18 protein-coding genes are annotated in these 23,705 nt (G+C 65.5%); 11 read left to right on the top strand and 7 right to left on the bottom strand.

What is annotated here, in order from left to right:
- Positions 1-8: 8 nt before the first annotated feature.
- Positions 9-959: an aminoglycoside phosphotransferase family protein gene (locus tag QQL87_RS17940; protein ID WP_284421496.1), complete on the bottom strand. Its 951-nt coding sequence runs from the start codon at positions 957-959 to the stop codon at positions 9-11.
- A gap of 2 nt (positions 960-961) precedes the next feature.
- Positions 962-2,287, bottom strand: a complete 1,326-nt coding sequence (ugpB, locus tag QQL87_RS17935; protein WP_284421497.1) for a sn-glycerol-3-phosphate ABC transporter substrate-binding protein UgpB — start codon at positions 2,285-2,287, stop codon at positions 962-964.
- Positions 2,288-2,813: 526 nt separating this feature from the next.
- Between ugpB and QQL87_RS17930 the strand changes: the two genes are divergently transcribed.
- The 10 genes from QQL87_RS17930 (at position 2,814) to QQL87_RS17880 (ending at position 14,182) form a co-directional block, all read left to right on the top strand.
- Positions 2,814-4,805: a sensor histidine kinase gene (locus tag QQL87_RS17930; RefSeq protein WP_284421546.1), complete on the top strand. Its 1,992-nt coding sequence runs from the start codon at positions 2,814-2,816 to the stop codon at positions 4,803-4,805.
- Positions 4,775-6,520 carry an ATP-binding response regulator gene (locus tag QQL87_RS17925; protein ID WP_284421498.1) on the top strand — a complete coding sequence of 582 codons (1,746 nt, stop codon included), beginning with the start codon at positions 4,775-4,777 and terminating at the stop codon, positions 6,518-6,520. The genes QQL87_RS17930 and QQL87_RS17925 overlap by 31 nt, the downstream gene beginning before the upstream one ends.
- Positions 6,517-7,263: a response regulator gene (locus QQL87_RS17920; protein WP_284421499.1), complete on the top strand. Its 747-nt coding sequence runs from the start codon at positions 6,517-6,519 to the stop codon at positions 7,261-7,263. The genes QQL87_RS17925 and QQL87_RS17920 overlap by 4 nt, the downstream gene beginning before the upstream one ends.
- Positions 7,264-7,515: 252 nt before the next feature.
- On the top strand, positions 7,516-8,127 hold the full coding sequence (locus QQL87_RS17915; protein WP_284421500.1) for a sigma-70 family RNA polymerase sigma factor: 612 nt from the start codon (positions 7,516-7,518) through the stop codon (positions 8,125-8,127).
- Positions 8,128-8,480: 353 nt separating this feature from the next.
- A complete protein-coding gene (locus tag QQL87_RS17910) occupies positions 8,481-9,884 on the top strand; it encodes a cytochrome ubiquinol oxidase subunit I (RefSeq protein ID WP_284421502.1) in 1,404 nt (467 codons plus the stop codon).
- Positions 9,881-10,891: a cytochrome d ubiquinol oxidase subunit II gene (gene cydB, locus QQL87_RS17905; RefSeq protein ID WP_284421504.1), complete on the top strand. Its 1,011-nt coding sequence runs from the start codon at positions 9,881-9,883 to the stop codon at positions 10,889-10,891. Before QQL87_RS17910 ends, cydB begins: the two co-directional genes overlap by 4 nt.
- Complete coding sequence (locus tag QQL87_RS17900; RefSeq protein ID WP_284421505.1) at positions 10,891-11,016, top strand: DUF2474 family protein; 126 nt, start codon at positions 10,891-10,893, stop codon at positions 11,014-11,016. The genes cydB and QQL87_RS17900 overlap by 1 nt, the downstream gene beginning before the upstream one ends.
- A gap of 109 nt (positions 11,017-11,125) precedes the next feature.
- Positions 11,126-11,719, top strand: coding sequence for a L,D-transpeptidase (locus QQL87_RS17895; protein WP_284421506.1), 594 nt, complete (start codon positions 11,126-11,128; stop codon positions 11,717-11,719).
- Between the two features lie 66 nt (positions 11,720-11,785).
- Complete coding sequence (locus QQL87_RS17890; protein WP_284421507.1) at positions 11,786-12,823, top strand: amino acid ABC transporter substrate-binding protein; 1,038 nt, start codon at positions 11,786-11,788, stop codon at positions 12,821-12,823.
- Between the two features lie 903 nt (positions 12,824-13,726).
- On the top strand, positions 13,727-14,182 hold the full coding sequence (locus QQL87_RS17880) for a fasciclin domain-containing protein (protein WP_284421508.1): 456 nt from the start codon (positions 13,727-13,729) through the stop codon (positions 14,180-14,182).
- 322 nt (positions 14,183-14,504) lie between these two features.
- On the opposite strand, the gene QQL87_RS17875 is transcribed toward QQL87_RS17880, so the two are convergent.
- Positions 14,505-15,644: an acyl-CoA dehydrogenase family protein gene (locus QQL87_RS17875; RefSeq protein ID WP_284421510.1), complete on the bottom strand. Its 1,140-nt coding sequence runs from the start codon at positions 15,642-15,644 to the stop codon at positions 14,505-14,507.
- A gap of 156 nt (positions 15,645-15,800) precedes the next feature.
- Positions 15,801-16,985: an acyl-CoA dehydrogenase family protein gene (locus tag QQL87_RS17870; protein ID WP_284421511.1), complete on the bottom strand. Its 1,185-nt coding sequence runs from the start codon at positions 16,983-16,985 to the stop codon at positions 15,801-15,803.
- Positions 16,986-17,145: 160 nt separating this feature from the next.
- Between QQL87_RS17870 and QQL87_RS17865 the strand changes: the two genes are divergently transcribed.
- Complete coding sequence (locus tag QQL87_RS17865; RefSeq protein ID WP_284421512.1) at positions 17,146-17,691, top strand: carboxymuconolactone decarboxylase family protein; 546 nt, start codon at positions 17,146-17,148, stop codon at positions 17,689-17,691.
- 392 nt (positions 17,692-18,083) lie between these two features.
- Here QQL87_RS17865 and QQL87_RS17860 read toward each other — a convergent pair whose 3' ends face one another.
- The 3 genes from QQL87_RS17860 to QQL87_RS17850 all read right to left on the bottom strand — a co-directional run bounded on the left by QQL87_RS17860 (position 18,084) and on the right by QQL87_RS17850 (position 23,641).
- Positions 18,084-20,297: a 3-hydroxyacyl-CoA dehydrogenase NAD-binding domain-containing protein gene (locus QQL87_RS17860; RefSeq protein ID WP_284421513.1), complete on the bottom strand. Its 2,214-nt coding sequence runs from the start codon at positions 20,295-20,297 to the stop codon at positions 18,084-18,086.
- A 259-nt stretch (positions 20,298-20,556) separates the two neighbouring features.
- Positions 20,557-21,765: an acetyl-CoA C-acetyltransferase gene (locus QQL87_RS17855; RefSeq protein WP_284421514.1), complete on the bottom strand. Its 1,209-nt coding sequence runs from the start codon at positions 21,763-21,765 to the stop codon at positions 20,557-20,559.
- A gap of 85 nt (positions 21,766-21,850) precedes the next feature.
- Complete coding sequence (locus tag QQL87_RS17850) at positions 21,851-23,641, bottom strand: acyl-CoA dehydrogenase C-terminal domain-containing protein (protein WP_284421515.1); 1,791 nt, start codon at positions 23,639-23,641, stop codon at positions 21,851-21,853.
- Positions 23,642-23,705 lie beyond the last annotated feature (64 nt).

Below are 23,705 nucleotides of genomic sequence, written 5' to 3'. Positions count from 1 at the left end.
CCCGCTTCTCAATCGGGCCAGATCAGGCGCTGCAGCTCATCGAAATTTCTGACCTTGGACGGCCAGTCCGGAATGCAGATGTGCCGGACGGGATCACTCGCCTGATGCAGCATCAGCAAGGCCATCAGTCGACGCTTCAGCTGCCAGTCCATATCGGCGGCTGCGACACCATAGCCTTCGAACAGCGCGCGCACGCGCCTGGGATGGCCCGCGGCCATGAAGGCGCTCGGCCCGAGCAGATCGTACTCGCCGAAGCCCGTCATGACGTCGCCGAAGTCGAACAGGCCGCTGACGCGCCAGCCATCGCCATCGCGCGCGACGAGGAAATTCTCCGGAATGTATTCGCCGGTCAGGATGACCGGCGGCGGATCATCCGGCAGCAGGGCCGAGGCCTCGCGCAGGAGATCGTCCAGCCCGGCAAGCAAGACCGCCGGCAGGCCAAGCCGCTGGTGACGCGCATGGCATCCGGCCATCTGCTTCTGCAAAAAATCCCGCCAGCGCGGACCAAGCGCGAGCAGCTCGCCGGACGGGACGCGCTGCACGGCGGCGATCAGGCGGCCGAGCTGCCAGAGCAAGATCTGCTTGGTCTGCTCCGGCATCTGCCCCCAGACCTCCGAAGCCGGAACACCGTCGAGCCGGGTCATGATCAGATAGGACCAGCCGTCGCGCTGCCCCTCGTGCCGCAGCTCGGGGGTGCTGACGTTATCGACCCGCCCGGCGAGCAGGCGCAAGGTCGTCCGCTCGGACAGGAACTGGCCGCGCAGCAACGACGGGAAGATCTTCAAGATCAGCTCGTCGCCCAGCGCGACGACGAGGTTGGTGCCAGCCGGGAACGGCACGAGCCGCGCGTGATCATGACCGTGGGCGCGAGCGATATCGGACGCGACCGGCAGCCAACGCGGCACATCGGCGCGCAGACGCTTGAGCTGAGCAGCATCGGAAATTGACGGCAGCAGCATGCTCAACGATCGGGGCTCGCGCGCTCGAACTGGCGCAGCAGCCGGTTGCCGCGCTCGACGGCCGCATCGAGCGCCGCCTGGGCCTTCTTGCGGCCGCTGAAAGCGTGCTCCATCTCGTCCTCGATGGCGTCGCGGATCAGCACGAAGGAGCCGAGCCGGAGACCGCGTGAGTTCTCGGTCGGCGGATGCAGCGTCACCTGCTCGATCGAAATCGCCGTTCCGGGATTGCGATCGTAGAACCCCTGCGCGCGCGTCAGATCGAATGCCGCCTGGGTGATCGGCAGATAGCCCGTGTTCTGGTGCCAGGCGGCCTGGACGTCGGGACGCGACAGATAGGCGAAGAACCTGGCGACGCCCTTGTACTCCGCAGCCGGACGGTCGCGCAGCACCCACAAGGTTGCGCCGCCGATGATCGCGTTCTGCGGCGCGCCTGCGACGTCAGGCCAGTATGGCATCATCCCGTAGCCAACCTCGAACTTCGAATTCGCCTTGATGTCGGCGCGGGTGGCCGAGGAGCCGATGAAGATGCCGCATTCGCCCTTCTGGAAGCGTGGCTCGGCCGCCTGTCCGCGGCCGGCATAGTCGAACACCTTGCTCTTCTGCCATTCCGCGAGCTGCGCCACATGGCGGACGACCTCGGGATTGTTGAAGGTGAGCACGGCATCGAGACCGGCAAAGCCGTTGGCGCGGGTCGCGATCGGCAGATTGTGGAAGGCCGACAGATTCTCGACATTGATCCACGCCGGCCACGACGTCGTGAAGCCGCAGGCCATGCCGTGCTCGCGCAGCCGCTTGGCCGCCTGTCCGAGTTCGGGCCAGGTCCTGGGAGCGACGGCGGGATCGAGCCCGGCGGCGCGGAACTGATCCTTGTTGTAGTAGAGAATCGGCGTCGAGGCATTGAACGGAAACGACAGCATGTTGCCCTCGGCATCGGCGTAGTAGCCGGTGACGGCCGGCAGATAGGCCGAGGGCGAGAAGCTCTCCTGCTCGTCATGCATCAGCTCATGGACGGGATAGATCGCGCCCTTCGCAGCCGTCATGGTGGCCGTCGCGATCTCGTTGACCTGCACGATGGCCGGCTGGCTGCGGGAGCGGAACGCGAAGATCGCGGCGGTCACGGTTTCGGTGTAGCTGCCCTTGTAGCTCGGCACGATGCGGAAGTCGGACTGCGAGGCATTGAAGTCGGCCGCGAGACGCTCGACCTGTTTGCCGAGCTCGCCCGACATCGCGTGCCACCAATTGATCTCGGTGGCGGCCTGGGCCGTGGCGGCGCACAGCGCGGTGCAGATGACAATTCCGATCGAAATCGAACGCAGGAGGACCGTCACCTCACACCATCTCCAATTTCGATGACTGACATTCAGCCGGCTGAAGATCGCAATCGGACCAATATAAGGCCCGCACAACTACCGGCTGCAACAACTTTTTGACAAATCATTGACGCGCTTCGCTTTGGCGTCAGAATGGCCTTATAGCACCTCGCTGGGACTGCATTGAACCTTTTCGTCTGCGGGCTGACCTCATCATCAAGGGGAAAGTGTTGCCTGTGTACCGCGCCCGTCTTTCGTCGACCTCGAGAGTGGACGCCACGCCGGTGCTCACGCGGGCTACGGCGGGCGCAGGGTGTCGGTCGCAATCTTCACGCGTCCGATCTCGCGCCGTGCGTTCCATGGCCGGACTAGCTGCGCTGCAGCAATGGATCCCGGCTGCGCGCCGGCAATCGCGCCGAGGCGTGGTCCCGCCGAGCGATCCGAGGTAGCCATCGTGGCGCAATCGGAACAACGGGGACCCGTCAAGCGGCCGCTCAGCCCGGCGGCCCTGGGCCGGGCGCGGATCGTCCGCGTGCTGCGGGCAGTGCCCATCCGCTGGCGCATCCTGTCGATTGCCGCGCTGAACTCGGCCGTCGTGATCGTGCTCGCCGCGTTGATCTGGAACGGCGCGCAGGTGCTGGGCACGGCCTGGGACGATGTCCGCCAGGTCCGCGAGTCCGACAAGGTGCTGGCCCTGCTGGAGAGCGAGACCAGCCGGCTGCAGAACCTCATTCACCGCTACATCAACCAGCCGAGCCCGGAGCTGTTCGCCGAGATCCTGCTGCTGCGCGAGGCCGTGCTCGGCACGTTAACGACGCGCGCTTCGACCGATCCGATGCTGTCGGACTCGGTCGAAGAGCTGGAGCGCGTCACGGTGCGCTTCCTCGACGGCTTCGGCGAGCTGCGTGGTCTGCAGGCGACGATTTCCAAGACCTATGAGGAAGAGGTGCTCGGTCCGGGCCGCGACATCGCCGGGCTCTACTCGGTGATCGAAGGCGCGACCGGTCACCGGGATGCGCAGATCTGGCCATCGCTCGGCAAGTCGCGCGAGGCCTTTACGGCGATGCTGGTGGCCGCCAATTCCTATTACCTGTCGCTCACGCCCGCCTCCGCGGATGACGCCCGCCGCAACATCGAGACGATCGAAAAGACCATTCCGGTGATGTCGGGCCTCGCCGACAACGACCTGCAGCGTCTCGCGCTGCAGCGGCTGTCGGCGCGGACAGCGGCGCTGCGGGCCGGGTTTTCCAAGCTGACGGATCAATTGACCAACCGCACCGAGCTCCTGCGCAACACCATCGATGCGAGCCAGGCGGAGACCATCGCCGTCATCGATGGCCTCTCGGTGAAGATGCGCCAGCACGAGCAGAAGGCGCAGACGACGTTCGACAAGACGCTGCGCGACATCTCCCGCCGCGTGCTGTCGATCGCGGTGATCTTCCTCGGCATCATCCTGTCGGCCGGCGTCCTGATCGCGCTCTCGATCCGTCTCCCGCTGCAACAGATCATGGCCTCGATGCGCGCGATCACGCTCGGCGATTATGATCGCAAGGTCCAGGGCACCGACGCGCGCGACGAGGTCGGGGCGATGGCCCGCGCGGTCGAGATCTTCCGCGAGAATGCGATCGCCAAGCGCAAGACCGAGGACGAGCTGCGCACCGCGAAGGAAAAGGCCGAGAGCGCGCTGCTCGAGCTCAATGCCGCGCAACGCAATCTGATCGATGCCGAGCGACTGGCGGCACTCGGCGGCTTGGTCGCCGGCGTTGCGCATGAGGTCAACAACCCGATCGGCATCAGCCTGACGGTGGCGTCGAGCTTCGCGCGCCGGGTGGAGATGTTCGAGGCGGCGCTGCGCTCGCCCGAAGGCGGCCTGCGGCGGTCGCAGCTGGAGGATTTCGTGCGCTCCTCGCGCGACGCCTCCGAGCAGTTGGTCGCCAACCTGCACCGCGCCGGCGAGCTGATCCAGTCGTTCAAGCAGGTGGCCGTCGACCGCTCGCATGCGGAGCGGCGGACCTTCGTCCTGAGCGAGGCGACCGATCAGATCATCACCAGCCTGAAGCCGGTGCTCAAGCGCGCCCCGATCACGCTCTCGGTCGACGTCCCCGAGGGACTTTTCATCGACGGCTATCCCGGGTTCTACGGCCAGATCCTGACCAATCTGTTCCTCAATGCCGTCAACCACGCCTTTGCCGACGGCCGCTCCGGGACCATCTCGATCACCGCGCGGGCGCGCGGCGCTGATGACATCGAGATCATTTTCGCCGATAACGGCGCCGGCATGACCCCGGACGTCCAGCGCCAGGCCTTCGATCCGTTCTTCACCACGCGGCGCAACGAGGGCGGGACGGGATTGGGGCTGCATATCGTCTATAATCTCGTGACGCAGCAGCTCGGCGGCCGCATGATGCTGGAATCCCGCGAGGGACAAGGCACGACCTTTCGGATTATCATGCCTCGGGTCGCCAAGGGCGGCACCGAGACAGCAATGGGTGACGGAACGACGCAATGGCCGAACAGGACGATGTCCTCCACCTGATCGACGACACCGGCTTCGCGGAGGACGATCAATCGGCCCGGAAATGGAAGATCGCCGTCATCGACGACGACCATGCCGTGCACGATGGGACGCGCTTTGCGCTGTCGGACTACAGCCTGAACGGCCAGGGGCTCGAAATTCTCTCCGCCTATTCGGCAGCCGAGGGCCGCACCCTGATGCGGGAGCACACCGACATCGCCGCGGTGCTGCTCGACGTCATCATGGAGACTGACGTCGCCGGTCTCGAGCTCGTCGAATACATCCGCAACGAGATCAAGAACGAGACCGTCCGCATCATCCTGCGCACCGGCCAGCCCGGCCAGGCGCCGGAGCGGCGCGTCATCGTGCAGTACGACATCAACGACTACAAGGCCAAGACCGAGCTCACCGCCGACAAGCTGTTCACCTCGCTCACCGCGGCGCTGCGCAGCTATCAGCAGCTCGAGCGCATGGTGCAGACAAGGCGCGGCCTCGAGATCATCATCGATGCCGCTTCGACGCTGTACGATTTCAAGTCGATGCAGCGGCTCGCCGAGGGCGTGCTGACCCAGATCGCATCGCTGCTCAATGTCGATTGCGCAGGAATCCTGGTGCTGCGCGATGATGGCAGTCCGACCGAGGACTTCTCGGTGCTGGCCGGCTCCGGCTGCTACAGCCGCTTCTGCGGCGCCGTCACCTCGCGATCGCTCGATCCCGACCTGCGCGACATGGTCGAGGCTGCCTTCAAGCAACGTAGCAATGAATTCGCGGATCACCGCACCGTGCTCTATATCCGCACCGGCTCCGGCCGCGAGGTCGTGGTGCTGCTGCAGGCGGAGCGGCCGCTGTCCGAGACCGACCGCTCGCTGGTCGAGATATTCTCCAGCCGCCTCTCGATCGCCTTCGACAACGTGATCCTGTATCAGCAGCTGCATGAGGCCAACACCCAGCTCGAGGATCGCGTCGCCCAGCGCACCCGCGCGCTGATGCAGGCCAACCGGCGGCTCTCGGCGCAGTGGCTGCGGCTGCAGCGCGCCAACGGCTTCAAGAACGAGATCCTGGGGACCGTCGCCCATGACCTGAAGAATCCGCTCGGCGTCATCCTCGGCCGCACGGAGATGCTGACCGAGCTGATCGCAACCGGGGCCTCCGCCGATGGCATCACCAGCCAGGTCGGGCACATCCGCGACGCGGCCAAGCGGCTGACCTCGATGGTCGACCACCTGATCTCCGATGCGATGGCCGATGCGTTCGACATCACCATCCGCCGTGAGCCGGTGGACATTGCAGCCCTGGTCCACGAGGTGGTCGAAGCCAACCAGCCGCTGGCGCTCAACAAGCAGCAGGTCATTGCGGTCGCAGCACCGCCGCTTCTGTCGACCATGTGCGACATCGACCGCGTCCGCGAGGCGATCGACAATCTCTTGAGCAACGCGATCAAGTACAGCCCGATCGGCGGGCGGATCGGCGTGAGCGTCAGCAGCGACGGTGACAACACCATCATCGGCATCACCGACCAGGGCGCCGGGCTGTCACCCGAGGATCTCGGCCGGCTATTTGGCCGGTTCCAGCGGCTGTCGGCCAAGCCGACCGCCGGCGAGAGCTCGACCGGGCTCGGCCTGTCGATTGTCAAACGCATCGTCGACATGCATGGTGGCGAGGTAACGGCCAAGAGCGATGGGCCGGGATCGGGGTCAACCTTCACCATCACACTGCCTGCGGCCGAATTGTCATGAGTCAGAGCCAGCACATCATCATCGTCGACGATGAGGCCCCCGCCCGCGAGATGGTGGGCGATTACCTCAAGATGCACGGCTTCACCGTGACGCTGTGTGACGGCGGCAAGAGCCTGCGCAGCGCCATCGAAACCGGCCCCGCCGATCTGGTCGTGCTCGATCTCAACATGCCCGAGGAAGACGGATTGTCGATCATCCGCGACCTCAAGGGCCGTACCAACATCCCCGTCATCATGCTGACCGCCACCGCCAGCCCGATCGACCGCGTGGTCGGTCTCGAGCTCGGCGCCGACGACTACGTCGCCAAGCCGTGCGAATTGCGCGAATTGATGGCCCGGATCCGGTCCGTGCTGCGCCGCAGCGTCCCGGCCAAGGCGGCAGTGGCCGCCGTCCCCGAACCGGCCGCCGTCAAGGCCAAGGACCCCCAGCTGGTCCGCTTCGGCACCAAATGGCTGGATCTGGACGCACAGGCGCTGCGGGACGATGAGGGCAATGAGCATCCACTGACGGCTTCCGAGTTCGGCCTGCTCAAGGTGTTCGCCGCCAACCCGAAGCGGGTGCTGTCGCGCGAGCGGCTGCTGGAACTCGCCAACGCCAGGGATGCCGAGGCGTTCGATCGGGCCGTCGACCTGCGAATCATGCGAATCCGGCGCAAGATCGAGCCGGATCCGACCAAACCGGCTGTGATCCGGACCATCCGCGGCGGCGGCTATCTGTTTTCGCCGGCGGGCGAGAAGGCCTGAGGCCGGTCGAAGGATCGAGCGGCGCCGGCGGGTTTTTCTCCCGGCATTTCCACCTTGCGGAACCTGCGTTTCCTCGTCTTGGAATAAGGCACAATTCCGCCACGACTGTTTCGCGATGTGCGGTGCGACGAAACACTTCTCGCCGGCGACGAAACCATTTTCCCATTTTCGTGCAGACGTCCCGAAACGGGCGCTCATTAACAATCCATCCCGTCGAAACGCCGCAAGGGGGCGGCGGAACGGGAGAGTGCCATGCAGAACGTCGTTGCCATCAATTCCGCAGCCAGCCAGGGCATCATCGCGGCCCAGGCGACCACGGACGACATGCTCCTGGAGAGCATTTCCGATGGCGATCGGACCGCGATGCACACGCTTTATGCGCGTCACAATGTGCGGGTCTATCGCTTCATCCTGCGCATCGTCCGCGACACAACGATCGCCGAGGACCTGGTCAGCCAGGTGTTCCTGGACGTCTGGCGCACCGCCAAGCAGTTCGAGGGCCGTTCGCAGGTCTCGACCTGGCTGCTCTCGATCGCCCGCTTCAAGGCGCTGACCGCGCTGCGCCAGCGCCGCTTCGAGGACATCGACCAGGATGAGGTCCGCGAGATCGCCGACGACTCCGACACGCCCGAGACCTCGCTCGAGCGCGCCACGACCAGCGCCATCCTGCGCGCCTGCGTCGCCAAGCTGTCGCCGGCACATCGCGAGATCATCACGCTGATCTACTACCACGAGAAGTCGGTCGAAGAGGTCGGCCAGATCATCGGCATCCCGCAGAGCACGGTGAAGACCCGCATGTTCTATGCCCGCAAGCACCTCGCGGAACTGCTGCGCGTCGCCGGCGTTAACAGCCTCGCCGCCTGAGCTTGCCTGCTCGCCGGGACCGACGTTCCGGCGAGTGCCCGTGACGACGACGTCGAGAAAATCGCCGAATGAAACAATTGAAACAATCGGCGAAATCAGCTGGAAAATTTCGGCCGCTACAACGTTTCCCATCAACCGGGCGTCAGTCCCCCAGCTGACCCCGGTTTTGAGTGAGCAAATTCCCACCTCCAAGGTTGCTCCGAAGACCCGGCGGATGCCCCCGCCGGGTCTTCGTCGTTTGGGCAGGCCCGCGCGCCAGCCAGGGCGATTTGACCATTTGATCTCGTCTCCTGCCGGTGCAATTGTCCGCGCCGAGGGGCCGAGCGCGGCCCGCAGATGACGGACGGTCAAGGATGTTCGGTTTGGATGCGGTGGAACTGGCGCGCGCGCAATTCGCCTTCACGGTGATCTTCCACATCATCTTCCCGGCCTTCTCGATCGGGCTCGCCTCCTACCTCGCCGTGCTCGAAGCGCTGTGGCTGTGGACGGGACGCGACGTCTATCTCAACGTCTTCAACTACTGGCTCAAGATCTTCGCCATCGCCTTCGGCATGGGCGTCGTCTCCGGCATCGTGATGTCGTACCAGTTCGGCACCAACTGGTCGGTCTACTCCGACAAGGTCGGACCGGTGATCGGCCCGCTGATGGCCTATGAGGTGCTCACCGCGTTCTTCCTCGAGGCCGGCTTCCTCGGCGTCATGCTGTTCGGCCTCAAGCGCGTCGGCCCGAGACTGCACTTCCTCGCCACCCTGATGGTCGCGATCGGCACCTTGATCTCGGCGTTCTGGATCCTCTCGGCGAATTCCTGGATGCAGACGCCCACAGGCTATGCCGTCAATGCCGAAGGCCAGTTCGTCTCGGTCGACTGGCTCGAGGTGATCTTCAACCCCTCCTTTCCCTACCGCCTCGTCCACATGGTGCTGGCGGCGTATCTCACCACCTCGCTCGTGGTCGGCGCGGTCGGCGCCTGGCATCTGCTGCGCAATCCGCATCTGCCGGGGCCGCGCGTGATGTTCTCGATGGCGATGTGGATGGCGGCGCTGGTGGCGCCGATGCAGATCCTGGCCGGCGATCAGCATGGTCTCAACACGCTCGAGCACCAGCCGGTGAAGATCATGGCCATGGAAGGCCATTTCGAGAGCCACAAGGACGGCGCGCCGCTGTATCTGTTCGGCTGGCCCGACCAGGCCAAGGGCGAGCTGAAATGGGCGCTCGGCATCCCCAAATTCGGCTCGCTGATCCTCAAGCACCAGATCGACGCGCCGATGGCCGGGCTCGACACCGTGCCGCGCAAGGACTGGCCGCCGGTGCCGATCACGTTCTGGTCGTTCCGCATCATGGTCGGCCTGGGCATGCTGATGCTCGCGCTCGGCCTGTTCAGCCTGTGGGAGCGCTGGCGCGGCCGGCTGTACATCAATCGCGGCCTGCACTGGTTTGCGATCACCATGGGACCGGCCGGCTTCATCGCCGTGATCGCCGGCTGGATCACCACCGAGACCGGCCGCCAGCCGTTCACCGTATACGGGCTGCTGCGCACCGCGGACTCCGTCTCGCCGCTGGCCGCACCGGCCGTTGGAACGTCGCTGCTCGCCTTCATCATCGTCTATTTCATCATCTTCGCCGCCGGCGTGCTGTACATCCTGCGCCTGATGGCTGAGCCGCCGCACGCCGGCGAGCGTGGACCGAGCGGCGAGCAGCCGACCCGCACCGCGGGCATCACGCCCGCCGCCGGCGTCGCGCAGGGAGCCGGCTCATGACCATCGCCTTCGACCTCACCGTGCTCTGGGCCTTCATCATCGCGCTCGCCGTGTTCATCTATGTCGTGATGGACGGCTTCGATCTCGGGCTCGGCATCCTGTTCCCGCTGTTTCCAGGCAAGCAGGACCGCGACGTCATCACCAACACCGTCGCTCCGGTGTGGGACGGCAACGAGACCTGGCTGGTGCTCGGCGGCGGCGGCCTGATGGCGGCCTTCCCGCTCGCTTATTCCATCCTGATGCCGGCGCTGTATGCGCCGCTGATCGCCATGCTGGTCGGGCTGATCTTCCGCGGCGTCGCCTTCGAGTTCCGCTGGCGCACCCGCGCCCAGCGCAATCTGTGGGACATCGCCTTCACCGGCGGCTCCTGGGTCGCTTCGCTGGCGCAGGGCATCGCGCTCGGCGCCATCCTGCAGGGCGTGCATGTCGAAGGACGGCACTATGCCGGCGGCTGGTGGGACTGGCTGACGCCGTTCAGCATCCTGACCGGCGTCTCGCTCGTCGTCGGCTATGCGCTGCTCGGCGCGACCTGGCTGATCCTGAAGACCGAAGGCGACCTGCGCGACAAGGCCTACCGGATCAGCTGGGTTCTGATGTTCGCGATGCTGCTCGCGATCGCCGCGGTCAGCCTGGCGACACCGCTGCTCCCCCTTCAATACGCACAGCGCTGGTTCACCCGGCCCGCGATCTTCCTGACCGCGCTGGTGCCGCTCGCCGTCATCGGCGTCACCGTGCTGCTGATGAAGAACCTCGCGCAGAAGCGCGACGGCTGGCCGTTCTTCCTGGCGCTGGGGCTGTTCTTGCTGTCCTACACCGGCCTTGGCATCAGCATGTATCCCTATGTCGTGCCGCAGAGCGTCACCATCTGGCAGGCGGCGGCGCCCGAGCGCAGCCAGCTGCTGATGCTGCCCGGCGTGCTCGTGCTGGTGCCGCTGATCCTCGGCTACACCGCCTGGGCCTATTGGGTGTTCCGCGGCAAGGTCGGGCACGACGCCGGCTATCATTAATGTCCTCCGAGCAGCCCGCCCCGCTCGCAAAACGACTGGCCTGGTTCGCAGGCCTGTGGCTCGCGGGCGTCGCGACCGTCGCCACCGTCGCCTTCCTGCTGCGGCTCTGGATGAAGCTTGGATGACAGCGGACACCCCGCGCTCACCTTGACTTTGCGTCGAATATGCCCCTGAAATTTGGCGGGTGGATTTGATCGGGCGAGCTTCGCAGGGGTCCGTTGAGGAGAGCTTTGAATGCCGAGTTTCCGTCGCCTGCTTTGTGCCACCAGCGCCATCATCGCGCTGGCCCTGTCCGCATCGCACAGCTTCGCCCAGTCCGAGGACCCCGGCGATCAGCCCGGCCTCGTCGCCGATGACGGCTACGAGCTCGATCCCGAATGGCGCAAGCAGGTGGTCTATTTCCGCACCACCGAGCCGCCGGGCACGATCATCGTCTCCACCGCCGAACGCCACCTCTATCTGGTCCAGCCGGGCGGCCGCGCCATTCGCTACGGCATCGGTGTCGGCCGTGACGGCTTCCAGTGGCAGGGGCTGCTCTCGATCACCAAGAAGGCCGAGTGGCCGGACTGGACGCCGCCGCCGGAGATGATCCAGCGCCAACCCTATCTGCCGCGCTTCATGGCCGGCGGACCCGGCAATCCCCTGGGCGCGCGCGCGATGTATCTGGGCACCACCGTGTACCGCATCCACGGCACCAACCAGCCCTGGACGATCGGCACCAAGATTTCCTCCGGCTGCTTCCGCCTGGTGAATGCCGATGTCGCCGATCTTTATGACCGCGTGCCCGTCGGCACCAAGATCGTGGTGCGACAGAAGCCGGAACTGTGACGGCGGCCAAGGCCGCCGATTTTCCAGCCATCGCTTTGTCCTGACATTTTCCGAAAGAGATTGACCATGCGCACTTTCCGAGGCGGCCTGCTGATCGGGCTCGCCGTCGCCGTCCTCGTGGCGGCGCTCGCCGTCGCCTACGAGATGTACGACACCCGCACCTTGAAGCGCACCGTCCGCCGCGGCGAGGTGCTGTGCGGCGTCAATGCCGGCCTGCCCGGCTTCTCGATTCCCGACGACAAGGGCAACTGGACCGGCTTCGACGTCGACTTCTGCCGCGCGGTCGCGGCGGCGATCTTCGACGATCCCAAGAAGGCGAGGTTCGTCCCGCTCGACGCCAATGAGCGCTTCAAGGAGCTGCAGAGCCGCAAGGTCGACATCCTGTCGCGCAACACCACCTGGTCGATGGCGCGCGAGCAGAACTACGACCTGTATTTCCCGGCCGTCGCCTATTACGACGGCCAGGGCTTCATGGTGCCGCGCGCGCGCAAGCTCGAGACCGCGCTCGACCTCAACGGCAGCAAGGTCTGCGTGCAGGACTCGACCACCAACGCGCTGAACCTCGGCGACTACTTCCGCGCCAACAACATGAAGTACGAGGAAATCAAGCTGCCGAAGCTCGACGACGTGATCAAGGCGTATGACAGCGGCAGATGCGACACCTTCACCGCCGACGTCTCGCAGCTCTATGCACTGCGCCTGATCCTGACGAAGCCCGGCGATCACGACATCCTGCCCGACCTGATCTCCAAGGAGCCGCTCGCGCCGGTGGTGCGGCAGCGCGACGACGACTGGATGATGATCGTGAAGTGGACGCTGTATGCGATGATCAATGCCGAGGAGCTCGGCATCACCTCCAAGAACATCGACGAGGCGCTGAAGTCGAAGAAGCCGGACGTGATGCGGCTGGTCGGCAACGAGGGCAGCTACGGCCAGGATCTCGGCCTGTCGAAGGACTGGGCGGCGCGCATCATCCGTCACGTCGGCAACTATGGCGAGGTCTATGAGCGCAACGTCGGCAGCGAGTCCAAGCTGAAGATCCCGCGCGGCATGAACCAGCTGTGGAACGCGGGCGGCATCCAGTACGCGCCGCCGATCCGGTAAGGATCTCTGCACACGTCCACCGTCATCGCGATGAGCAACGCGACGAAGCGATCCAGGGCTGTTGTAAAGATTCTGGATTGCTTCGCTTCGCTCGCAATGACGGAGCATGGCCTGACCTTCTCGCGACGCGTCACGCGCCCGAGCTTTTCAAATTCGTCCGCCCTCTCCGAAACAGAGGGCGCAGGGAAGGCCGGGCCTCGGCTGAGGCCCGTGGCCCGCCTGCGAAAAAAATGCAGGCGGCAGGAACCACAGGTACAGCCGGAACGACCCGGCCCTCCCTGCGCGACGGGTCTAACGGTTATGGCGCGCTCTCCCCGGTGTCCGGCTTGTTAGCCACCGTCGCCGGCAGGATCATCATCACCCGCCGACTTGGCGCCAGCATCGGGGCGCCAGGACCACACGTCTTCCCGTCCGCATCGCAATCGTTCGTCGGCGCGATCAGCTCACGCTGCGATCCGATGCGGCCATCGCATCATCAGCCCGACACCCGTGACGACCGCGAAGCGTCCCTCTTGTGGGCCAAGACGGCAGCGACTGTGCCGGTGATTTGCCCGACGACACAACGCCCGTCGGGTTGCGACAAATTGGCACGACGGGCAGCTCACCGGCGCAGATCGCGCAATTAGTTCAGCGGATTCATCCGGATCGCGGCCTCCGTATACCGCGCAGGTGCACAGGCTCACGAGTTCGTGACCACCCCCGAAAATCCATCCGGGCCCATCGATCGTAACGATCACGACCAATCCGGTCTGGGTGATGCGACCCTGGGTCACAGGGCGAACAAGGGCCGCAAATCCTGTTTGCGCATCAGCCAACTCATCAGTTCAGTTCACAGGGAAAAATCGGATGATGCTGGGATTTCGTTCGTTCGTAGCCGGCGCGTTGATGCTGGGCGCGCTCTCCATGTCAGCAACGGCGGCACGCGCTGCCGATATCGTCGACACCGCCGTCGGCGCCGGCCAGTTCAAGACGCTGGTGGCTGCCGCGAAGGCCGCGGGCGTCGTGCCGGTGCTGAAGAGCAAGGGGCCTTTCACGGTGTTTGCGCCGACCGATGCCGCGTTCGCGGCGCTACCGCCCGGCACCGTCGAGGATCTCCTGAAGCCGAAGAACAAGGGCAAGCTCGCCGCGATCCTGAAGTATCACGTCATTCCGGGCGCGGTGAAGGCCGGTGACGTCGCCGGCAAGAAGCTGAACGTGAAGACCGCGCAGGGCCAGACGGTTGCCGTCGACGGCACCTTCTTCGGCGTGCAGGTCAACGATGCCCATGTGGTGCAAGCCGACATCGTCGCCTCGAACGGCGTCATCCACGTCATCGACAAGGTGCTGCTGCCGCCGGCGAAGGCGCCGATGCATCACTGATGCGGCAAGAGCGCGTCGTCGATGACGGCGCGCTCTTTGTCGCGAACTCCGAAGTTGCGATTTACAACGGGTCGCGGTCTTGGAAGATGGCATGCTTCAACTGAGGGTCGATATTGGCCCAACACCCACGGTGTCGTCCCGGCCTTGAGCCGGGACCCATAGCCACCGTCCGGGCTTTGGCGAAGGCTGGAGCTACCTGCTCACCTTACCACGATGTCCTGTGGTTATGGGTCCCGGCGTTCGCCGGGACGACACCGGTGGTGTGGCTCGACCACGGCTGCTTGCGAAGCATGTCGTTCCTCGCGAGTGAACGCCGCCTCACTCAATATCCCCTCATCTGCGCCAGCTGGGCCGCATGGAAGTTGGCATCGCCCAGCAGCTCCTCGCAGAGACGCGCGCGCTTCATGAAGAAGCCGATGTCGAACTGGTCGGTCATGCCCATGCCGCCATGCATCTGCACGCCCTCCTGCACCGCGCGGGTCGCGGTGGCGCCAGCGCGCGCTTTCGCCACGGCGACGGCGGCTGTGGCGCCCGCGGGGTCAGCATCGAGCGTCTGCAGCGCCTTCAGCACCGCGGCGCGGGTGATCTCGATCTCGATATAGAGGTGCGCAGCGCGATGCTGCAGCGCCTGGAATTCGCCGATCGCCTTGCCGAACTGCTTGCGCTCCTTGAGGTACGCGACGGTGCGGCCGAACACTTCCTCGCTCAGGCCGACCATCTCCGAGGCGACGGCGCCGCGGCCGAGATCGAGCACGCCGCTCAGCACGCCCGCGCCACCATCGACGTCGCCGAGCACGTGATCCGCGGTGACCTCGACATTGTCGAGCGTGACCCGCGCGGCGTTGTGGGCATCGACCATGATGGTGCGCTCGATCGCGACGCCCTTGGCCTTGGGATCGACCAGGAACAGGGTCAGGCCGTCGCGCTCGCCGGGCGCGCCCGCGCTGCGGGCCGCGACAATCAGCAGGTCCGCAACATGGCCGTCGACCACCATCGCCTTGGCGCCGCTGAGCTTGAATCCGTTGCCGGAGCGCACGGCCTGCAGGGCAGTGTGCAACGGCCGATGCTTGGCGCCTTCATCGAGCGCGAGCGCGGCGAGCAGCGCGCCGCTGGCGATCTTCGGCAGGACCTCCGACTTCTGCGCGGCGGAGCCCGCACGCGTCAGCGCAGACACCGAGAGCACCGCAGTGGCGAAGAATGGCGACGGCATCAAGGTGCGGCCGATCTCCTCCATCACGACACCGGCCTCGACCGCTCCGAGGCCGGAGCCGCCGTGCTCCTCCGGCACCAGCAGGCCTGCGAAGCCCATCTCGGCGAAGGTGGCCCACAGCTCGCGGGAGAAACCTGTCGCGTCACGCGTGTCGCGCAGCTTGCGCAGATGAGCGACCGGCGCGTGATCAGAGATCAGGCCGCGCGCGCTGTCGCGCAGCATGGATTGTTCTTCGGTGAGGAGGAGAGGCATGGCGTGTTCCTGAATCTCTTCTGACGTTTCGCTCTCAACCCTCATGGTGAGGAGCGCGCCTCTTGGCGCACGTCTCGAACCATGAGGCCAATGTCCGGGCCTCATCCTTCGAGACGCGCGCCAAGAGGCGCGCTCCTCAGGATGAGGAGTAGCCGCTCACGCCCCCGGCAGATCGAGGATGCGCTTGGCGACGATGCCGAGCATGACCTCGGAGGTGCCGCCTTCGATCGAGTTGGCCTTGGTGCGCAGCCAGGCGCGGGGACGCGCGCCTTCGTGGGAGCGCTCGCTCTCCCACTCGAGCGCGTCGATGCCGCCCGACGACATCAGCAGCTCGTGGCGGCGCTTGTTGAGCTCGGTGCCGTAGTACTTCATCGCTGACGAGAACGCCGGATGGCCCTGCCCCGCCTTGGCGAGATCGACCATGCGCTCGGCCGCGGCCGCGAGCGCGGCTTCGTCGACATCGAAGGTCGCGATCTCGGCGCGCAACAGCGCATCGTCGAGCCGGCCTTGCCCGTCGCTGCCGACAGAGTCGGCCGCGACCTGGCCGAGCGGCCGGCTGCCGCCGCGCTCGCCCATGCCGGAGATCATCGCGCGCTCGTGCTGCAGCAGGTACTTCGCGACGTCCCAGCCGCGATTGACCGTGCCCAGCACATTGGCCTTGGGCACGCGGACATTGTCGAAGAAGGTCTCGCAGAACGGCGAGCGGCCGGAAATCAGCAGGATCGGCTTGGTCGTGACGCCCTTCGACGTCATGTCGAACAGGATGAAGCTGATGCCGTCATGCTTCTTCGCCGTGGGATCGGTGCGCACCAGGCAGAAGATCCAATCGGCGTAGTTGGCGTAGGACGTCCAGATCTTCTGGCCGTTGATGATGTAGTCGTCGCCGTTGCTCTCGGCGCGGGTCTGCAGCGAAGCGAGATCGGAGCCGGCGTTCGGCTCCGAATAGCCCTGGCACCAGCGGATGAGACCGGCGGTGATCTTAGGCAGGTGCTCGCGCTTCTGCTCGTCCGTGCCGTATTTCAGCAGCGCCGGCCCGAGCATCGAGATGCCGAACGAGGTGATCGGGGCGCGCGCGCCGATCGCCGCCATTTCCTGGCGCACGATCTTGGCCTCCTCGCCATCGAGGCCGCCGCCGCCATATTCCCTGGGCCAATGCGGCACCGTCCAGCCCTTGTCGCGCATGCGCTCGAACCAGATGCGCTGCGGCTCCGAGGAGAACTTTGCGTTGCGGCCACCCCAGAACGTGTCCTCCTCGGAGGTCATCGGCTGGCGCATCTCCGGCGGGCAGTTGGCCTCGAGCCAGGCTCGCGTTTCGCGGCGGAATGTGTCGAGATCGGCCATGTCTGGTCCTCGCGCGTTTCCATGATTGCTGTCGTTGGACAGACCTAACCTCAGCGCTTCCCGGAATTCAACATCGATGTCGCCGCCGCACGCAGGCACCCTCGCCTTGTCAGGCGTTCTATGGTCATGATGCCGCCGCCTGAAATATGAGGACACGACCATGCGCCTGAAACTTCTTTCGCCTGGCGAAATGAGCGCCGACCAGCGCCAGACCTATGACGAGTCGATCGCCAGCAAGCGCGGCTCGCCGCCGCCGCCGATGATGGCCTGGCTCAACAGCCCGGAGATGGCACGGCACGCGACCCGGCTCGGCGCCATCCTGCGCTACGACACGATGTTTCCGGCCGCCCTGTCGGAGATCGCGATCCTGGTCACGGCGCGGCACTGGACCGCACATTACGAATGGTACGCGCATAAGCGCCTGGCGCTTGCGGGCGGATTGGACATCAAGATCATCGATGCCATCCGCGACCGCCGCACGCCGGACTTCTCCGATCCCAAGGCGAAGATGATCTACGACGTCGCCAAGTCGCTGCACGAGGGCCATGGTCTCACCGATGCGCTGTATGCCGATGCGATCGCACTGCTCGGCGAGCGCGGCCTGGTCGAGATCATCGGCCTGTGCGGCTACTACACGATGGTGTCGATGACGCTCAACACCTTCGAGTTCGATCTGCCGGAGGGCGAGGTGTCGGAGCTGAGGTGAGCCAGAGCCGGCGCGACGCTCATCCTTGCGTGGTCTCGCGCGCGAGCGAGCTTGAGTGCACCTCGAACGTCATTGCGTTCAATGTGTCACCACGGTGGCGGTGCGCTCCCCTCCCCCTTGCGGGGAGGGGTTGGGGGTGGGGGTCCACACGACGGCTTTGATTGAGTCCGCCAGCCTGCCTGCAGCATCAATGACGGAAAGGGCAGGTGACCGACTGCAAACGACACGCTGCGATGCAGGCTAAGCCCGCGCTGAGCAGCACGAGGTGTGGACGTCGCCACCCATGTGAGACCTTTTCCTGAGACCCCCACCCCCGACCCCTCCCCGCAAGGGGGAGGGGAGCGCACCGTCAATGCGGTGCTATCGAGACTTCATCAGGCAGCCCGCAATCGTCAGGCTGCGGCCTTCTTCGGCGGGAAGCGGCCGTAGAAGGTTTCGCCCTTGGCGGCCATCTCCTCCAGGAGCTTCGGCGGGGCGAAGCGCGAGCCGTATTTGGCCGTGTATGTGTGGCACAGCTCGACGAACTTTTTCGTGCCCATGAAGTCGATGTAGGACAGCGTGCCGCCGGTGAACGGCGCGAAGCCAAAGCCAAGGATCGAGCCGACATCGGCCTCGCGCACGTCGGTGATGACGTGGTCCTCGACGGTGCGCGCGGCTTCCACCGCCTGCACCACCAGGAAGCGCTGCTTCAGCTCCTCGACATCGAGCGTATCGGGATCGAGATGCTTGGGCTGCAGTGACGGCAGCTCCGGCCACAGGCTCTTCTGACCCTTGCCCTTCTCGGGATAGTCATAAAAACCCTTGGCGTTCTTGCGGCCGAAGCGGCCCTGCTTCTCGACCAGCTCGACCATCAGCTTCTTGTGGTCCTGGTTGATCGCGTTGGGCCCGAGATCGTGCTCGGTCGCCTTCATGATCTTCAGGCCCAGATCGAGCGCGACCTCGTCCGACAGCGACAGAGGGCCGACCGGCATGCCGGCCATCTTGGCGGCGTTCTCGATCATCGCCGGCGGCACGCCTTCGAGGAACATCTCGTTGCCCTCGGCGATGTAGCGCATCACGCAGCGGTTGGCGAAGAAGCCGCGGGAGTCGTTGACCACGATCGGCGTCTTGCCGATGGTGCGGACATAGTCCAGCGCCGTTGCGAGTGCGACGTCGCCGGTGTTCTTGCCCATGATGATCTCGACCAGCATCATCTTCTCGACCGGCGAGAAGAAGTGGATGCCGATGAAGCGGCCCTGGTCCTTGAACTCCTCGGCCAGCGAGGTGATCGGTAAGGTCGAGGTGTTGGAGGCGAAGATCGCGCCGTCCTTGAGATAGGCCTGCGCCTTGGCATAGGTCTCGGCCTTGACCTTGCGGTCCTCGAACACGGCCTCGATCACGAGGTCGCAGTCCTTGAGGACGGCGTAGTCGGCGGTCGCCGTGATGCGGCCCATGATCGCCTCGGCCTCGCCCGGCTTGGCGCGGCCCTTCTTCACCAGGCCGTCGATCACGCTCTGCGCATGCGCCCGGCCCTTGTCGGCGCTCTCCTGGTCGCGGTCTATCAGCACGACCTCGAGCCCGCCGCGCGCCGAGACGTAGCCCACGCTGGCGCCCATGAAGCCGGCGCCGATCACGGCGATCTTCTTGATCTTGGTTGCCGGAACATCGGCCGGACGGCGCGCGCCCTTGTTCAATTCCTGCATCGACAGGAACAGGCTGCGGATCATCGCCGCGGCTTCCTTCGAGCGCAGGATCTTGGTGAAGTAGCGCGATTCGACGCGCAGCGCGGCGTCGATCGGCAGCTGCAGGCCTTCATAGACGCAGCTCATGATGGCGCGCGCGGCCGGATAATTGTCGTAGGTCTCGCGGCGGTAGATGGCGTTGCCCGCCGGGAACATCATCATGCCGTTCTTGGAGAATACCGGGCCGCCGGGCAGCTTGAAGCCCTTCTCGTCCCAGGGCGCGACGGCCTTGCCGCCGGCCTTGATCCAGTCCTTGGCGGCCTTGATGAGATCCGCGGCAGGCACGATCGCATCGACCAGCTTGAGCGCCTTGGCCTTGTCGAGCGTGAGCGCCTCGCCCTTCAGGAGCAGGTTCATCGCATCCTGCGGCTGCACGATGCGCGGCACGCGCTGGGTGCCGCCTGCACCGGGGAACAGGCCGACCTTGATCTCGGGCAGGCCGAGGCGCGTCTTCGGATTCTCGGCCGCGACGCGGTAGTGGCATGACAGGGTAATCTCGAAGCCGCCGCCGAGCGCGAGACCGTTGATCGCGGCGACCCACGGCTTGCCGGAAGTCTCCATCGACCGATTGATCTGCGAGAAGCGCCGGCTGGTGTCGAACAGCATCTGGTTGGCGGCTTCCTCGCCCTTGCTCTTCAGCACGTCGGCATAAATCCGGTTCATGCCCTCGAGCATCGACAGATCGGCGCCGGCGCAGAACGCCTCCTTGGCCGAGGTGATGACGACGCCCTTGATGGCGGCGTCAGCGGTGGTCTCCTTGACGAGCGCTTCGAGCTCGTTGGTCGAGGTCTCGTCGAGCACGTTCATCGAACGGCCCGGAATGTCCCAGGTGATCAGCGCAATGCCGTCGGCATCAGTTTCGAGCTTGAAGTTCTTGTAGGCCATGATGATCTCCCTCGGTGCCAGCAGCCGGTCGGCGCGGCGTTGTCCTGAAATCGGTGGGTGGGCAAAGGCGCTCTTGCGCCGTGCCCACCGACGGTGTCGATGCGTCAGCCCCGATGTTTGCGCTCCCCTCCCCCACGCCGCAATCGCGGAGCGATTGTCGGCAGCGGGGAGGGGTCGGGGGTGGGGGTCCTTACGGGCAGTGGAGCGCGTGGCACCCCCCTCCCCGACCCTCCCCCGCAAGGGGGGAGGGAGCCCACCGTCACACCCGCTCGATGATGGTCGCGGTGCCCATGCCGCCGCCGATGCACAGCGTGACCAGCGCGGTCGCCTTGCCGGTGCGCTCCAATTCATCGAGCACGGTGCCCAGGATCATCGCGCCGGTGGCCCCGAGCGGATGGCCGAGCGCGATGGCGCCGCCATTGACGTTGATCTTGTCCTTGTCGATCTCGAACGCCTGCATGTAGCGCAGCACGACCGAGGCGAACGCCTCGTTGAGCTCGAACAGGTCGATGTCCGAGGTCTTCATGCCGGAGCGCGCGAACAGCTTCTCGGTGACGTCGACCGGGCCGGTCAGCATCATCGCCGGCTCCGAGCCGATATTGGCGAAGGCGCGGATCTTGGCGCGGGCCTTCATCCCGTATTTCGCACCGGCTTCCTTGCTGCCGAGCAGCACCGCGCCGGCGCCGTCGACGATGCCGGAGGAGTTGCCAGCGTGATGGACGTAGTTGACGCGCTCGAGCTCCGGATGCGACTGGATCGCGACCGCATCGAAGCCGCCCATCTGTGCCATCGCCGCGAAGGACGGTTGCAGCTGCGCCAGCGACTGCATCGTCGTCGACGGGCGCATATGCTCATCCTTGGCGAGGATGGTCAGGCCGTTGACGTCCTTGACCGGCACGACCGATTTGCTGAAACGGCCCTCTTCCCAGGACTTCGCGGCGCGCTGCTGGCTCTGCACGGCATAGGCGTCGACGTCGTCGCGCGAGAAGCCGTATTTGGTTGCGATCAGGTCGGCCGAGATGCCCTGCGGCATGAAGTAGGACGGCACCGCCATCGACGGATCCATCGGCCAGGCGCCGCCGGAGGCGCCGATGCCGACACGGCTCATCGATTCCGCGCCGCCCCCGATGACGAGATCGTGCTGGCCGCTCATGATCTGCGCGGCCGCGAAGTTCACGGCATCGAGGCCGGAGGCGCAGAAGCGGCTGATCTGGATGCCGGGAACGGCCTCGCCGAGGCCGGCGTTCAGCGCGGCGAAACGGGCGATGTCGGAGCCAGCCTCGCCGACCGGATCGACGACGCCGAGCACGACGTCGTCGACGGCATCTTCCGGAATGTTGTTGCGGTCCTTGAGCGCCTTCAAGGGCACCGTGGCGAGCGCGAGCGCGGTCACTTCATGCAGGCTGCCATCGGACTTGCCGCGGCCGCGGGGAGTTCGCACGTGGTCGTAGATAAAGGCCTCAGGCATCACGCCCTCCTCATCTGGTCAGATTTGTTGTTGTCAGCATGCGACGAAGGCCGGCACGCATCGCGCACCGGCCTTCGCTCCGAAATCAGAAGGCTTCCGCAGGCAGTTCCATCACGGTCGCGCAGCCGGCCTGCAGGCGGGCGAGATGCGCCGCCGTCTCCGGCAGCACGCGCTCCATGAAGAAGCGGCCCGTCACCAGCTTGGTGGTGAGATAGGTCGAGCTGTCGCCGGCCGCGATCTTGTCCTGGGCGACCTTGGCCATCTTCGCCCACATGTAGCCGAAGGTGACCAATGCGAACAGATGCATGTAGTCGGTCGCGGCCGCACCCGCATTGTCCGGCTTGGTCATCGCGTTCTGCATCAGCCAGGTCGTGGCCTGCTGCAGATGGCCGAGCGCCATCGACAGCGGCGTGATGAACGGCTTCATCGCATCGTTGCCGCCGTGCTCCTTGGCGAACGATCCGACCTCGCTGAAAAACGCCATCACGGCGCGGCCGCCGTCGCGCGGCAGCTTGCGGCCGACGAGATCCAGCGCCTGGATGCCGTTGGCGCCCTCATAGATCATGGCGATGCGGGCATCGCGCACGAACTGCTCCATGCCCCATTCGGCGATGTAGCCATGGCCGCCATACATCTGCTGCGCCTGGACCGCGTTGGCGAAGCCCATGTCGGTCATGTAGCCCTTCATGACCGGGGTCATCAGGCCCATGTGGTCGTCGGCGGCCTGGCGGTCCTTCGGATCAGCTGAGCGATGCGCGACGTCGCTCTTCAGCGAGGTCCACACCACCATCGCACGCGCCGCCTCGTTGAAGGCGCGGATCGACAGCAGGGTGCGGCGAACGTCCGGATGGACGATGATCGGATCGGCGGCCTTGTCGGGCGCCTTCGCACCCGTCAGCGAGCGGCCCTGGATGCGCTCGCGCGCATAGGCGACCGCGTTCTGATAGGCGACCTCGGACTGCGCAAGGCCCTGCACGGCGACGCCGAGGCGAGCCTCGTTCATCATCACGAACATGCCCTGCATGCCCTTGTTCTCTTCGCCGATCAGCCAGCCGGTGGCGTTGTCGTAATTCATCACACAGGTCGAGTTGCCGTGGATGCCCATCTTGTGCTCGATCGAGCCGCAGCTGACGCCGTTGCGCGCGCCCACCGTGCCATCCGCGTTGACCATGAACTTGGGCACCACGAACAGCGACACGCCCTTGATGCCGGCCGGCGCGCCCTCGATGCGGGCGAGCACGAGATGGATGATGTTGGGGGCCAGGTCATGCTCGCCGGCCGAGATGAAGATCTTGGTGCCGGAGATCTTGAAGCTGCCGTCGGCCTGGCGCACCGCCTTGGTGCGGAGCAGGCCGAGATCGGTGCCGCAATGCGGCTCGGTCAGGTTCATGGTGCCGGTCCACTCGCCCGCGACCATCTTCGGCACGTAGGTCTTCTTCTGCTCCTCGCTGCCATGCACGATGAGTGCGGCCGTGGCGCCCATGGTGAGACCGCCATACATCGAGAACGCCATGTTGGCCGAGCACTGGAATTCGTTGACGGTCTGGCTGAGCGTCACCGGCAGGCCCTGGCCGCCATATTCCGTCGGCGCCGACAGGCCGAGCCAGCCGCCCTCGACGATCTGCTTGTAGGCCTCCTTGAAGCCCTTCGGCGTGGTCACGCTGCCGTCATCATGACGCTTGCAGCCTTCGAGATCGCCGACGCGATTGAGCGGCTGCAGCACCTCTTCGGCGAGCTTCGCCGCTTCGCCGATGATCGCCTCGCGGACATCGGCCGAGGCATCGGAGAAGCCCGGCAGATTGTCGTAGCGGTCGACCTGGAACACGTCGTTGAGCAGGAAGGTCACATCTTCCACGGGGGCTTTGTAGATCGGCATCGGCGTCTCCGGCAGGAAGGCTGAAGTTTCAGACTGAAATTGTGCGGACGCAGCAAGCAATGCA

Origin of the sequence: Bradyrhizobium sp. SSBR45G, assembly GCF_030159255.1 — a bacterium.
GTDB lineage: Bacteria > Pseudomonadota > Alphaproteobacteria > Rhizobiales > Xanthobacteraceae > Bradyrhizobium.
Note: the sequence above shows the minus strand (reverse complement) of the source record. Positions and strands in the feature narration are given on the sequence as shown.